Origin of the sequence: Pseudomonas fluorescens (assembly GCF_005938625.1) — a bacterium.
GTDB classification, from domain to species: domain Bacteria; phylum Pseudomonadota; class Gammaproteobacteria; order Pseudomonadales; family Pseudomonadaceae; genus Aquipseudomonas; species Aquipseudomonas fluorescens_BD.
Window position 1 is genome coordinate 234805 of record NZ_VCNJ01000001.1, and the last position, 13677, is coordinate 248481.

At 61.3% G+C, this 13677-nt stretch carries 12 protein-coding genes; 5 read left to right on the plus strand and 7 right to left on the minus strand.

Annotation, left to right across the window (positions count from 1 at the left end; translation table 11 throughout):
* Nucleotides 1–21: 21 nt before the first annotated feature.
* From FGA82_RS01010 to FGA82_RS01020, 3 genes are all read right to left on the minus strand, one after another.
* Nucleotides 22–2262 (minus strand): TonB-dependent receptor, encoded by a 2241-nt coding sequence (locus FGA82_RS01010; RefSeq protein WP_249384204.1) that lies wholly within the window; start codon nucleotides 2260–2262, stop codon nucleotides 22–24.
* 161 nt (nucleotides 2263–2423) lie between these two features.
* The gene (locus FGA82_RS01015) at nucleotides 2424–3542 is read right to left on the minus strand and encodes an aryl-sulfate sulfotransferase (RefSeq protein WP_141125702.1); all 1119 of its coding nucleotides are present in this window, start codon (nucleotides 3540–3542) and stop codon (nucleotides 2424–2426) included.
* A 61-nt stretch (nucleotides 3543–3603) separates the two neighbouring features.
* Nucleotides 3604–4599 (minus strand): ABC transporter substrate-binding protein, encoded by a 996-nt coding sequence (locus FGA82_RS01020; RefSeq protein WP_141125703.1) that lies wholly within the window; start codon nucleotides 4597–4599, stop codon nucleotides 3604–3606.
* A gap of 47 nt (nucleotides 4600–4646) precedes the next feature.
* Between FGA82_RS01020 and FGA82_RS01025 the strand changes: the two genes are divergently transcribed.
* A complete protein-coding gene (locus FGA82_RS01025; RefSeq protein WP_249384201.1) occupies nucleotides 4647–5750 on the plus strand; it encodes a GlxA family transcriptional regulator in 1104 nt (367 codons plus the stop codon).
* A gap of 13 nt (nucleotides 5751–5763) precedes the next feature.
* On the opposite strand, the gene FGA82_RS01030 is transcribed toward FGA82_RS01025, so the two are convergent.
* From FGA82_RS01030 to FGA82_RS01040, 3 genes are all read right to left on the minus strand, one after another.
* Nucleotides 5764–6948, minus strand: coding sequence for a DUF2252 family protein (locus tag FGA82_RS01030; protein ID WP_141125705.1), 1185 nt, complete (start codon nucleotides 6946–6948; stop codon nucleotides 5764–5766).
* A gap of 92 nt (nucleotides 6949–7040) precedes the next feature.
* A complete protein-coding gene (locus tag FGA82_RS01035; RefSeq protein WP_141125706.1) occupies nucleotides 7041–8369 on the minus strand; it encodes an ATP-binding protein in 1329 nt (442 codons plus the stop codon).
* Nucleotides 8366–9073 carry a response regulator gene (locus FGA82_RS01040; RefSeq protein WP_141125707.1) on the minus strand — a complete coding sequence of 236 codons (708 nt, stop codon included), beginning with the start codon at nucleotides 9071–9073 and terminating at the stop codon, nucleotides 8366–8368. Before FGA82_RS01040 ends, FGA82_RS01035 begins: the two co-directional genes overlap by 4 nt.
* Before the next feature lie 162 nt (nucleotides 9074–9235).
* Here FGA82_RS01040 and FGA82_RS01045 point away from each other — a divergent pair, with 162 nt between their 5' ends.
* The 3 genes from FGA82_RS01045 (at nucleotide 9236) to proP (ending at nucleotide 11977) form a co-directional block, all read left to right on the plus strand.
* A complete protein-coding gene (locus tag FGA82_RS01045; RefSeq protein WP_141125708.1) occupies nucleotides 9236–9547 on the plus strand; it encodes a hypothetical protein in 312 nt (103 codons plus the stop codon).
* Nucleotides 9547–10206 carry a DUF3313 domain-containing protein gene (locus tag FGA82_RS01050; protein WP_141125709.1) on the plus strand — a complete coding sequence of 220 codons (660 nt, stop codon included), beginning with the start codon at nucleotides 9547–9549 and terminating at the stop codon, nucleotides 10204–10206. Before FGA82_RS01045 ends, FGA82_RS01050 begins: the two co-directional genes overlap by 1 nt.
* Before the next feature lie 268 nt (nucleotides 10207–10474).
* The gene (gene proP, locus FGA82_RS01055; RefSeq protein ID WP_141125710.1) at nucleotides 10475–11977 is read left to right on the plus strand and encodes a glycine betaine/L-proline transporter ProP; all 1503 of its coding nucleotides are present in this window, start codon (nucleotides 10475–10477) and stop codon (nucleotides 11975–11977) included.
* Between the two features lie 13 nt (nucleotides 11978–11990).
* On the opposite strand, the gene FGA82_RS01060 is transcribed toward proP, so the two are convergent.
* Nucleotides 11991–12878 (minus strand): LysR family transcriptional regulator, encoded by an 888-nt coding sequence (locus FGA82_RS01060; RefSeq protein WP_141125711.1) that lies wholly within the window; start codon nucleotides 12876–12878, stop codon nucleotides 11991–11993.
* Nucleotides 12879–12977: 99 nt separating this feature from the next.
* Here FGA82_RS01060 and FGA82_RS01065 point away from each other — a divergent pair, with 99 nt between their 5' ends.
* Entirely contained in the window at nucleotides 12978–13640 is a 663-nt protein-coding gene (locus tag FGA82_RS01065) for an NADPH-dependent F420 reductase (RefSeq protein ID WP_141125712.1), read from the plus strand.
* Nucleotides 13641–13677: the final 37 nt, after the last annotated feature.

The following is a 13677-nucleotide window of genomic DNA, read 5'->3' on the forward strand; positions in this document are numbered from 1 at the left end:
GGCAACCCGCAGATGTCCCGATCAAAAATCATAGCGTGCCGTCATGCCGAGTGTCCGAGGTGTGCCCAGCACTCCGGTGTAAGCGCCGTTGGGTGAATTCCACAGCGTGGTGTAGTAGGTCTTGTCGAAGGCATTCTTCAACCACAACGACACGTCCCACTGGCCTTTGCCCCAATCGCCGCGCACGCCGCTGGACAGGTTCACCAGCCCGTAACCCGGCAACTGCGCGTCGCGGGAATCGTCCACGGTGCCGACCGCATGGGAGCGCCACGCGTAGCTGGCGTTGACGTAGGGTTGCAGGCCATTTTGCAGATTCCATTGATAGCTGGCATTGCTGTTGAAGATCCATTTCGACGCGCCAACCACCGCATGGCCACTCAGGTCGCAGGCTGCCGGAGCGCCAGGACGCAAGGCCACTTCAGCCGGGCACGGCGCATCCTCATAAGACAGATAGCGCACGTCGTTGAAGGCGCCGTTGAGGTTGATCGTCAGCCCCGAAATGGGCCTCCAACTGCTGTCGACTTCCAGTCCCCGGCTGCGCACGGTGCCGGCGTTGGTCAGGTAACTGGTGAGATTGACGTCGTCGTAGGCATTGGTCTGGTAGCCGTGCACCACGGTCCAGAAAAGGTTGGCATTGAGCAACAGACGCTGATCGAGCAGCGTGGTTTTGATGCCCAGTTCGGCGTCGTTGGCCCGCTCGCTGCCGATCAACAGTGAGTCAGCCCCCGCGACCGGCGCACTCGCTACACTGAGATTGACCCCGCCCGATTTTTCGCCGTGAGACAGCGAGGCATACGCCAGTACCTGATCGCTGACGTGCCAGGCCAGACTCGCCAGTGCCGAAGGGCTGAAGCTGTAGAGGCTCAAATCGCCGGAGTCATAAGCGCCCAAGCGCCCTGCTCTGGCGGCGGCCGCTGCGCCGCTGACGCCGACACCTCCCAGCGGTGCATTGCGCATGACTTGCGCCAGTTTGCGCTCATAGGTGCCGCGTACGCCGAGGCTGAAATCCAGTTGGGGCGTCAGGTGCCAGGTGCCTTGGGCAAACGTGGCAAAACTGTCGGTGTCGACATCACCATGACCGACACTGGTGACGTTGTTCAGCGCGCCTTGCGGGGTGCCGTTCCAGGGGTCGGCCAACGGCCCGTAGTCGGTGAACACCTTGTTGCTCATTTCCTGGCGAAAGTAATACGCGCCCAGCACGTAATCAAAGTGTTCACCGACCGGCGAAGCCAGCCTGATCTCTTGCGAATACTGTTTGTCGCGCGCCGATTGACCGACGTTGTCCATCACATCGACGTTCAGCTCATCATCGTTACGCGGGGTGAAATCCCACCAGCGATAAGCGCTGATCGATGTCAGCGTGTAATCGCCGCTCAACGTCCAGTTCGCCTCCAGCGACGTGCCGCCCTGAAACACCGTGACGTTCTGATCGGCGTCGAGGTTGACCCGACGCCCGTCCACCAACGTCGCGCCGACGGCGGCGGCACGTTGTTCATAGCGGTTGACGCCATTGATGGTCGGTCCGGTGCTGAACAGCGAACGTGTGCCGGCACTGGAATCTTCTTCGTGATAGTCGGCCAGCCAGCGTAGATTGAAATCGTCGTTAGGCTGGAACAGCAGTTGACCGCGCACGCCCTGACGCATGCCGCCGCCCAAGGTATGGCCGTCATATTCATTCTTCACGTAGCCATTTTCGTGGGTCTTGTACGCGGCGATGCGCCCGGTCAGCGTGTCATTGAGCGGGCCAGAAAAACTCGCCTGGGTTTGCGAATAACCGTCCTCGCCCACCGAAGTGGCGAAACTGCCTTGGGGTGTCGATGAAGGCCTGCGCGTGGTGATGTTCAATACGCCCGCCGTGGTGTTCTTGCCGAACAAGGTGCCTTGCGGGCCGCGCAGCAGTTCGATCTGCTCGATGTCGAGCAGATCCATCACCGCCATGCCGGGGCGACCGAGATAGACGTTATCCAGATATATCCCGGCGCTGCCTTCCAGGCCGTCGCTGGCCGGGTTGTTGCCCAACCCGCGAATCGACAGACTCGATTGCCGGGCATGCATGAACGCGACGTTGACGCTCGGCATCGCTTGCTGCAAATCCTGCAAGCGGTACAGGCGTTGTTCCTCGAGGGTTTGCGCACCCAGTACGCTCATCGCGGTGGGCACTTGCTGTGCGTCTTCGCTACGGCGCCGGGATTCGACCGTGACTGTTTGCAGAACATCATTGTTGTTGGGTACATCACTGGCGGTGGCCGGCAGCAGCGGCATTAACGAGCACAAACCCAAGGCGCCAGCAGAAACGTTGCGCGAATAAAGAAGTTTCATCGGTGATTCCTGGAGCGGCTTCACGCCGCTCTTCGAGAGGAGTCGATACTTCGCTGCGCGTGGCGTGCGTGAGCGTGATCGTTGCGGTGGATGTCAGAGCGTGTTCAGTCACGCAGCCATGGCAGGTCTGCGCGCTGATAACGGTGGGCACGGAATATCGCGTTGTTTTCCCCCGGCAAATAACCTCGCGAGGCCGCATCGGGATACGTGGCGAAGTGCGGATTGACGTACTCCCAGACCACTTCACCGGCCGGGGTGACTTCGAACAAGCGGCCGAAGTTGGCCTCGGTGATCAGCGTATTGCCGTTGTGCAAACGCTGCGCGCCGCCCATGAACGGGGTGAAAAACGCATACCCCGGGGTGTCGGCGTATTGCCATTCGATACGTTGCGTCGACGGGTTGATTTCGACAATGCGCGAGTGCGGCATGCTCACGTGCGGGCGGAAGATGCCATTGTCGAACACCAGCACGTTGCCGTTTTCCAGTTCACTCGGGCAATGCTGTTGCGCGACCAGATCGTGGCCCAGTCGCCACAGCACTTCACCACTGCCACGCTGCACGGCAATCACCGAAGAAACACTGCGCAGGCTAAGGATCACCTTGCCGTCACGGCCCGGCGTGACGGCGTTGGTCATCGGCCAGTGATGGCGTTCAAAGCATTCGTGTAGCGGATAGTCTTCAGGTCGCAGATGTTCCCAACTGCGCCACTCCCAGACCACATTGCCCTGGCGATCAACCTCCTTGACCACGTCGGCATAAATCACCCCGCCTGGCGCCTCGCTGCCGGGAATACCGCCCACCACACGCTGGGCCAAATCGGCACTCAACGGCTCGGCGGTGGTATAAAGCAGGTTGCCGTTGTCCAGCCATTGCGCGTCATGGTGGTGCAGCAGATCGGTGTGTTCCCAGACCACTTCGCCTTGCGGCGTCACTTCGCTGAACGCACCGCCGTGCCACACCGACCAGCCCGGAAACAAGTCCGGTGACTCCGGATGGTTGCCGTTGTAGCCGAGGTTACCGTTACGCAGGATCACCGCGTCGCGGCCGGGGCGCTGGGGTAGTTTCCAGCGGTGGACGACCTCGCCATCGAGATCGACCAGGAACACATTGCCTTCTGCTGTTTGTGGCGCGAACAGCGTGTAGCCGCCAGCGCTGCGGGCGTGATCGACAGCGATCAGGCCGGTTTTGCGGCGCTTGAGCGTGGTGCTTTCGAGGTGAGGCATGGCTTTTCTCCGGGCGTGTGAAAACCTGCCGCCAGCAACGCGGCAAGGCGAACTGGATGGGTTATGGGTTGTTTGGCAGTGAAGCGTTGAAGCGATCGTCGAAGATCTGCCCGACCTGCAGCGGTCGCGGAATCAGACGCTCAGCGGCAAACAGGTCGGCCAGACGCTGCTGCGAAGTGATGACTGACGACTCGATCGGCACGTAGTGAAGATCCTGATGCGCGAGCATTTCCTGCACCAGCGCAACGGGAAGCCGGGTGGTTTGCGCGAACACCTCAGCCCATTCTTGCGGGTGCGTAGTGGCCCAGGCTTGAGCACGGGCCAGCCTGGCGAGCAGATCGCCCAACGGCCCTGCCCGCTGCGGATCATTCAGTGCCTGCACACTGGCGACGGTGAAATTCAGCCCGGTTTCCGGCCAGGCGCTGCCATCCACCAGAACCCGTGCACCGCGTGAGGTGGCCTGGCCGACGAAGGGATACCAAACCGCCCAGGCATCGAGTTTGCCGCTGGCAAACGCATTTTGTGCATCCACCGGACTGACGTAAGCGATGTTCACATCTCGAGGCGTGAGGCCGGCTCGCTGCAGCGCAGCCAGTAACAAGTAATGGCCGCTGCTGCCCTTGGCCACAGCGATGCGTTGGCCTTTCAGGTCGGCGACTTGCTGAACCCTGGAACCTTCAGGAACCAACAACGCATTGTTGTTCTGCGCACCGCTCGCCACGCCGACAATGCGCACATCGAACCCCCCGGCCTGAGCGAATACCGGCGGTGCATTGCCCACGACACCGGCATCGATCGCTCCGGCGCTCAAAGCTTCGAGCATCGTCGTCCCGGCCAGAAACGGATGCCACGACAGCGCATAAGCGATGCCTTGGTCTTGCCCCGCTGCCTGTAACAAGGCCTGAGTCAAACCGCTCTGATCACCTACTTTCAATATGCTGTCCGCCGCTGCTGCCGAATGCGTCAGCAACAACGTGGCAGCGCACAGCAGCGCCCGCAGGTGCAGCGCGACGTGTCGGATGCGCGGGTGCTTGGCAGCAGAAGGTTTTACCGGCATTGTCGTGCCCTCGTTTTGCGTTGAAACCCAGTATGTCGAGGCCCGCCGTGCCGCTCCATGCCAAACACCCCTCCTTTACTGCCATGTCGGACACCCCGCCGCTGCCGTCGCGCACGGTCGTGGTGCTGGCCTTCGATGATCTGTTGCTGCTCAATGCGGCCGGCCCGTTGGAGGTATTCGCAGCGATACCGCGCGTATTGGGCGGCAACTTCAGTGGCCAGCCGCCCTATCGGCTGTTGGTGGCGTCGCCACAGGGCGGCCAAGTCATGTCGATCTCGGGCATCAGTGTGGCGACCTGCTCACTGGTGCAGATCGACCAGATGGCCGCGGTGATCGATACCCTCATCGTCGCCGGTGGCCCGGGAATGGCCGCGCTGGAAGCGGATGAACATGCCTGTGACTGGTTGCGCGGTCGCGCGCCACAGATCCGTCGCCTCTGCTCGATTGGCACCGGCAGCTTTGCGCTGGCCGCTGCCGGGTTGCTCGATGGGCGTGAGGTGGTCACACACTGGAAATTCGCCGCTGAACTGCAGGCGCGTTACCCGGCGGTACGCTGTCAGAGCGATGCGCTGTATCTGCACGATGGCAATCTGTGGACCTGCGGCGGTGCCACCGCCGGCATTGATCTGGCACTCGGTCTGGTTGAACAAGACCTCGGCGCGCAAGCGGCGCTGTCACTGGCGCGTTATTTCACGGTGTTCCTCTGGCGCGGCGCGGAGCAGCCACAACTGAGCGCTTCGCTCAACGCTCAGTCCAACGCTTTGCGTACCGATCCGGACGGGCGTCTGGCCCGTTTGCACGCGTGGATTGCCGCTAATCTGAATGGCGATTTGCGCGTCGAGCGGCTGGCTGAACAGTTCGGCATGAGTCCACGGCATTTTGCCCGCGCCTATGTCGCCGCCACCGGGAATACCCCGGCGCAAGCGGTGGAGAATCTGCGTCTGGAGACGGCGACTCGATTACTCAAGACTACCCGAGAGCCGATCAAGCGCATCGCCGAAACAGCCGGTTTTGGCCGTGAGGAGCGTATGCGCCGGGCCTTCCAGAAGCATTTGGGCACCAGCCCTCACGGCTACCGCAGCGAAATGAAAGCGGCTACGGCGGGTGAGGCGCAGCCGTTGGGGATTGCGCTGGCGGGGCTAGCCCAGTAGCTCGGCCCTTGCATCAATGCTGTAGCGCATAGCGCCGACAATGTTCCAGATAGCCTTTTTCATGATTGCCAACCAGCTGCACAACACTGGTCCACAGCCACGACGGCGCATCCAGGCGTTTCGAGCGGCAAGTTTGCAAATCCGCCATCCACTCGGACCGGGTGGCCAGGTCCATTTGCCGGGCATGCGCCACACCGACGACCCGTGCCAGGTAGCCGGCCGCGAGCATCGCATCGCGCTGACTCAACTGATCCAGTTCCAGCTTCATGTCCTGCGGCAGCAACTCGCGGACGAAAAAACCGTGGTCGAGCATGCGTGTCGCCAGCATCCGATTGCCCAGCCCGGGTGAAAGAAACCGCGCGCCTTCGACCACGCGCTTGCCATTGTCACGCGGCATGGCTGCTCGGGCGGCGCGCGGTGCAGCAGCACCGACGGCTTCTTTGATATCGAGCAGGCAATATTCTTCGTCATCGCCCTTGCCCACGCCCAGCAGCACGGCATAACGCTTTAGCCCCAAAGAACTACAGCCCTTTACCCAATACGCCGAGTCGAGCATTTTCACCCGATCATCCTTGGAGCGGCCCTTCAAGGACGTCACCAGCGTATGGATTTCGGGGGTGGCACAGAGGGTCTTCAGCGCCGCGCGTTCATCACGTGAAAGCGTCCAGAACTGTTTGCCCAACGGAATGGTTGGCTTGGTGTTCTCGATGCGCTCTTCGGCCAAATGCTTCCAGGTGCGCTGCACGGCACTGCGCATGCCGGCTTTGACTTGCGCCGGCCGCGGCGGGTCTTCCTCAAGATCACCGACAAAAGCCTGCTCGTAGCCGCGCATCATTTCTTCCAGCATGCGTGCGGTGGCCACGCCGGGCAGATCGGAACCGCGCGCTGCTGTGGCGAGCGACAGCGCCAGACGCACCAGATCATGCGCCGGGTTGCCGATCACGGTCTGATCAAGGTCACGAATATGGATATCGATCTGCCCTTTGAGATCCCCGGTCGGGCCCAGATTGCCGGCATGGCAATCGCCGCAGATCCACACCGCCGGGCCTTTTGGCAGGCTACGGCCCGGTTGGCTGTGCAGCCACTCGTAAAACTGCACGGTGCTGCCGCGCACATAGGCGTGCGCGGATCTGGCCATTTTCAGATTGCGCAGTTGTGACAGCGGTTCAAGTCGGGCGGAAGGACGCGGGGTTTTCATGGACACTTCTTATGCGGGATGTGAGCTGTTGACCACCCGCGCCGCCCGAATGTTTCAAAGTGTTTCAGAGAAATGCGTACAAGCTGTCCGCCCTAGAGTGGCAGTTCTACGCACGCCAGTAGCCCCCCGCCGTGGCGGTTGCTCAACGTCAACTCGCCACCCTGCTCGCGCGCAATCGCCCGCGCGGCCGACAGCCCGAGGCCCACACCGCCGGTGTCACGATTGCGCGAAGCCTCCAGACGAAAGAACGGATCGAACACCTGTTCCAACGCTGCCTCGGGAATACCGGGGCCTTCGTCGCTGACCTCGATGCGAATCGAATACTCGTCACGCTTCAACGCAATGACCGGACGCTGTGCATACTTCAGCGCATTCTCCAGCAGATTGACGACCACCCGCTTGATCCCCAGTGGCCGGCCTTCATACACCAGATGCGCCGGGCCGCCGAAGTCGACATTGATGTGCTGATCGCGGTAATCGTCGACGATGGTTTGCAGCAGCTCCGACAGATCGAACGCAGTGGTTTGCTCGCGGTGCGTGTCTTCGCGGAAGAACGCCAACGCAGCGTTGATCATCGACTGCATCTCCTCGACGTCACGAATCAGTTTGCCCTGATGATCGAGGTCTTCCATGAACTCACTGCGCAAACGCATGCGTGTCAGCGGTGCGCGTAAATCGTGGGAGATCGACGCGAGCATGTGCGTGCGCTCGGCGATGAAGTGCTGGATCTGCGCCTGCATGGTGTTGAAGGCGATGATCGCCTGACGGATTTCGTCGGGGCCTTCAAGCTTGATCGGCGGTGCGCGCAGATCGGTGCCGAAACGTCTGGCGGCCCGCGTGAAACGCTGTAAGGGGTTGGCCAGTTGCCGGGTAGCGATCCAGGCAACGAGCAACGTGGCAATCAGTCCCAAGGCGATGACGATCGCGATACGCACGCCAAATTCCAGGCCCCAGCTGCGCTCCGGCGGGATAAATGACAACCAACTGCCATCGACCAATTGCACGACGGCGGCGTAATGCGCCTGGGGACTACCGTTCGGCCAGTCGCCTGGGCTGAACACCTCGATTTTTCGATCATTGCCCAGCAGTTGCTGCAGCACCGGCACCCTGCTCGCAGGCAGGCGAAGCCCGTCATTGGGCAGATCGAAATCCGCACGCTGCGCTTTCCACGACACCTGCAGCATGGCGCTGCTCGCCGCAGCCGCCAGTTGCGGGCGCAGGTTGGCCGGGGCCGCTTCGATCACCCGCGAAGTCGCGGCAATCTGCTCCAGCAGGCCGGTGCGCTCAATCGGTGGTCGCGCCCAGATGCCGGCGACTTGCACGAACAGCGCATTCAACGCCAGTGAGGCGAGCATAGCCGCCACGATGGTCAGGGCGATGTGCCGGCGCAGGGTGTCGCCGCGCCACAGTCGGCGAATCACGAGCGAGTGACCTTGGCGGTGAACAGATAGCCGCCGTTGCGCACCGTACGAATCAGGTCCGGGCGCTTGCTGTCCGGTTCGATCTTGCGGCGCAGGCGACTGACTTGCACATCGATGCTGCGATCGAAGGCGTCATGGCCGTGGCCGTGGGTCAGATCGATCAATTGCTCGCGGGTGAGGATGCGCTGCGGGTGATCGAGGAACACCACGAGCAAATCGAACTCGCCACCGGACAGTGGAATCATCACGTTTTCCGGCGAGCGCAATTCGCGGCAGGTGATGTCCAGATGCCAACCGGCGAAGGCAATCACTGGCCGCGAAGGTTCGACCGGATTGCGCTGTTCACCAGCGCGGCGCTGCAAGGCACGCACCCGAGCGAGCAGTTCCTGCGGGGCAAATGGTTTGGTCAGATAATCGTCGGCACCCAGTTCCAGGCCGACAATGCGATCGCTCAGCTCGGCCATGGCGGTGAGCATGATGATCGGAATTCCCAATTGCGCGCGCACCTTCTGGCACAGGCTCAAGCCGCTTTCGCCGGGCATCATCAGATCAAGAATGATCGTGTCCGGACGGTTCTGCGCGATTGCCGCCCACATGGCTTCGCCGTGGGACGCCAAGTCGACTTCATAAGCGTGCTGCACGAAGAACTTCTTCAGCAGCGCGAGGATTTCCACGTCGTCGTCGACGAACAGCAGTCTGCTCACAGTTACAGATCCATGCGGCGAAAAAACGCCAATCTAAAGCCATTTCGCCGTCCGGGTCATTTATTTCAATCGAGCAACATTTCTACGCGCCAGACATCAAGCGGACATTCTCTGGCAAAACCGCGCGGGCACTCTGCAGCTATTTCCAGCGGGGGGATTGGCATGAAGTTATTGAACAACAAACCGGGCGTTACGCAGCACAACAGCAATCGGCCGTTGATTCTCAGCCAGCGCACCGCCGCACTCGGCCCGGACACACCGGTGGTCTTTCAGGAATCGTGCCTGGGGGTTTCCACTGATCAGGGCACGGTGGTTCTGCGCCGTTACTTCGAGCATTTCAGCCCGACCAACGCGCACTGGGTGGAATACGTGCATAGCGTCAACACCGCTGACCTCATGAACTGGATCATGGCCCATGGTCGATTGCACATCGAATGCTCGGACAACCTGGCGCAAAACAAGGAAGCCGTTTGATGTCGCGTATTCATTTGCTGTCGCTGTCGATTGTCACCACGCTGAGCCTGGCGGCGTGCAGCAACAAAACGCCGGAACACAGCGGCTTTCTGCATGACTACAGCGTGTTGACCGAGCGCCAGTCGCCGTCCGGTCAGCCCGTGTTGGGGTGGGTCAGCCCGGCCCTCGCCCGGGGTCGATACACGCAGGTTTATCTGGCGCCGAGTCAGTTCTACCCGAGTGCCGAGCCGACGCAACGCATTCCGCTGAGCACGCTGTCTGGCGTTACTGACTACTACGACGCGGCGCTGCGGCTGGAATTGAGCAAAGTGACGCATCTGGTCAATCAACCCGGGCCGAACACCCTGATAGTGCGCCCGGCCATCACTCAAGTGGCGACCAGCACTCAGGGTTTGCGCTTTTATGAGTGGCTACCGGTCACCCTCGTCGCGGCCGGTGTCAGTACGGCGACCGGCATCCGTGATCAGGACAGTGAAGTCGCCACCGAAGTGTCGTTCGAGGACGGTTCGACCGGCGAAGTGATTGCCGAAGTGGTGCGCAAAGGCACCGGTGTGCCGCTGGAGAACGACAAACAGGTGCTGACTGCCGACGACGTCAAGGTGGTGCTGGATGGCTGGGCCAGCGACCTGCGGCAATCGTATACAGCCATTCGCCGGTAAACACATATTCCTGTAGGAGCTGCCGAAGGCTGCGATCTTTTGATCTTGGGACGCGGAGCGTCCCCGGCTGCATTCCCACGCAGAGCGTGGGAACGATCAGCGAGGGAACCATCAATCGCAGCCTTCGGCAGCTCCTACACCGGTGCGCCAGGAAAAAAGCAGCGAGCAGTGAATTATTTCGTGTCCTCATGTATCTGAGCCAAAGAGTACGCGCCAGCAAATAGATGGCATCTACGCGGCACGATGGATCAGCAAAGAGAAGACCCGGATGAAATCACGCAAGAAAACCGTCAAGCCGATCGGCTTGAAAGACATCACCATTGTCGACGACGCCAAGATGCGCAAGGCGATCACCGCCGCCGCACTGGGCAATGCCATGGAATGGTTCGACTTTGGTGTCTACGGCTTCGTCGCCTATGTGCTCGGCAAAGTGTTCTTTCCCGGCGCTGACCCCGGCACGCAGATGATCGCCGCGCTGGCGACGTTCTCGGTGCCCTTCCTGATCCGGCCGCTGGGCGGCTTGTTCTTCGGCGCATTGGGCGACAAGTACGGACGACAGAAAGTCCTCGCCGCGACGATCGTGATCATGTCGCTCAGCACCTTCGCCATCGGCCTGATCCCGTCCTATGCCTCGATCGGTATCTGGGCGCCGATCCTGCTGTTGCTGGCAAAAATGGCGCAAGGCTTCTCGGTGGGCGGTGAATACACCGGCGCGTCGATCTTCGTCGCTGAATATGCGCCAGACCGCAAACGCGGGTTCCTCGGCAGTTGGCTGGATTTCGGCTCGATTGCCGGTTTCGTCCTCGGTGCCGGTGTGGTGGTGTTGATTTCCACCACGCTGGGCGAAGCGAAGTTCGAGGAATGGGGCTGGCGCCTGCCGTTCTTCCTCGCCCTGCCGCTGGGCATGATCGGCCTCTATTTGCGCCACGCGCTGGAAGAAACCCCGGCGTTCCAGCAGCACGTCGAAAAGCTTGAGCAAGGCGATCGCGAAGGCCTTGCCGGCGGCCCGAAAGTCTCGTTCAAGGAGGTCGCGACCAAACACTGGCGCAGCCTGATGACCTGCATTGGCGTGGTGGCGGTGACCAACGTTACCTACTACATGCTGCTCACCTACATGCCGAGTTACCTGTCGCACAACCTGCACTACAGCGAAAACCGTGGCGTACTGATCATCATCGCGATCATGGTCGGCATGTTGTTTGTGCAGCCGGCGATCGGCTTTATCAGCGACAAGATTGGCCGCAAACCTTTTATCGTCGTCGGCAGCATCGGCTTGTTCATTCTGGCGATTCCGGCGTTCATGCTGATCAACAGCGGCAAGATCGGTTTGATCTTCGCCGGTCTGCTGATGCTGGCCGTGTTGCTGAACTTCTTTATCGGCGTGATGGCTTCGACACTGCCAGCGATGTTTCCCACGCACATTCGCTACAGTGCGCTGGCGGCTGCGTTTAACGTCTCGGTATTGATTGCCGGTCTGACGCCGACCGTGGTCGCCTGGCTGGTAGAGAGCACCAATGATCTGTACATGCCGGCGTATTACCTGATGGTCATCGCCGTGGTCGGTCTGATTACCGGCGTGACGATGAAGGAAACCGCCAACAAGCCGTTGCGTGGTGCCGCGCCGGCCGCCTCCGACCTAGAAGAGGCCAAAGAGCTGCTGCAGGAACACCACGACAACATCGAACAGAAGATCGAAGACATCGACGCCGAAATCGCCGCGCTGGAAGCCAAGCGCAAGGAGCTGGTGCAGCAGCATCCGCGCATTAACTGAGCCGGATGCCCGGTCAGGCAAAGCGCCTGACCGCGGCATCGATGAACTGACGAACCTTCGCCGTCTTCTGCCGATGCGCCGTGTACAGCAGATGCATCGACCTGCTCGGCGCCTCAAACCCCTCCAACAACCTCACCAACTCGCCTCTGCGCAATGCCGGTTCAAGAAAGTCGGCAGGCCCCAGCACAATCCCGAAACCATCGACCGCCGCTGACAACAACGCCTTGCTCTCGTTGACGTGCAAGCGACTGCTCACCGGCACACGCTCGACCTGGGCGCCGTTGAAGAATGACCACTCGTGGTCGACGGGCCGCGACCAATAGGCATACCCCAGGCACTCATGCTGTTGCAGATCGGCGGGCACTTGCGGCGTGCCATGTTCGGCCAGATAGCGTGGCGCCGCACAAACGATCAAGCGGTACGCAGCCAACGGTCTGGCGGTCAGACTGGCCGTGGCCAACGGGCCAATCCGAAAAGCCACCTCAAACCCCTCCTCCACCAGATCCACCGCACGGTCGGTCAAGTGCAGGTCGATTTCCACCTCGGGAAACTCGCGCAAGAACGCGGTCACAAACGGCATCAGGCTGTAGGAGCCAAACGTCACTGGTGCACTGACCCTGAGCTTGCCGCGCGGCGTGTCATTCATGATCTGCGCCAGCGAGTCAGCGGCCTGCGCCTCACTGACAATGTGCTTGCAGCGCTCATAGTAGGCCTGGCCCAGCTCGGTCAGGCTTTGCCGGCGCGTGGTGCGATTGAGCAGTCGCGCGCCGAGCCGCTGCTCAAGGGCAGCCACGTGTTTGGCGACCATTTGCGCCGACATGTCCAGGCGTTGCGCGGCGCTGGCGTACGAGCCCGCTTCAGCCGCCATCACAAAAGCCGCCATGCTGCTCAGCCGATCCATTCGAAACTCCTGTTAGCGAAAGTAAGTAACAGAGTGCGATTTATCTGCATCTGGTCAGCAATCATCATAGTGGCTCCCCACCTGATAGAGGAACACACCATGCGCATTGGAATCGTTGGAGCCGGCTTCATCGGGCGCGCCGTCGCGCAAATCGCCCTCGCTGCCGGGCATGAAGTGATGCTCAGTAACTCACGCGGCCCGAAGACCATGAGCAGTGTGCTCGCCGGCATCACCGGCTGCCAGATCGGCACCGCCGAACAGGCCACGCAATTTGCCGACGTGGTGTTGCTGGCCATCCCCTACGAACACATCCCGAGCCTGCCGCCAGCCTGGTTCGAGGGCAAAACCGTACTCGATGCCAACAACTATTACCCGGCTCGCGACGGCCACATCGCTGCGCTCGACACCTTTCAGACCACCACCAGCCGCTTGCTCGCCGAGCATTTGCAGGGCGCCACGGTGGTCAAGGTGTTCAACGCCATCCTCGCCGCAGACTTGCTCAGCGATGGCCGGCCGCGCGGTTCCAGCGAGCGGCGCGCCCTGCCCATCGCAGCGGATGATGCGCAGGCCAAGGCCTTGGTTGTGGGGTTGCTGGACGACCTCGGCTTCGATGCGGTCGACGCCGGTGGCCTCGATGAGAGCTGGCGATTCGAGCGGGCGAAACCGGCTTACTGCGCACCTCTGGACAAGTCCGGGCTGGAGATAGCCTTGGCTGCCGCCGAGCGCGAGGTCGAGTTACCCTTGGGCAGTTGGCGGCGCTGATTACGCCCGCTCTCTCCGGCGCTGGACTTCCGGCAGG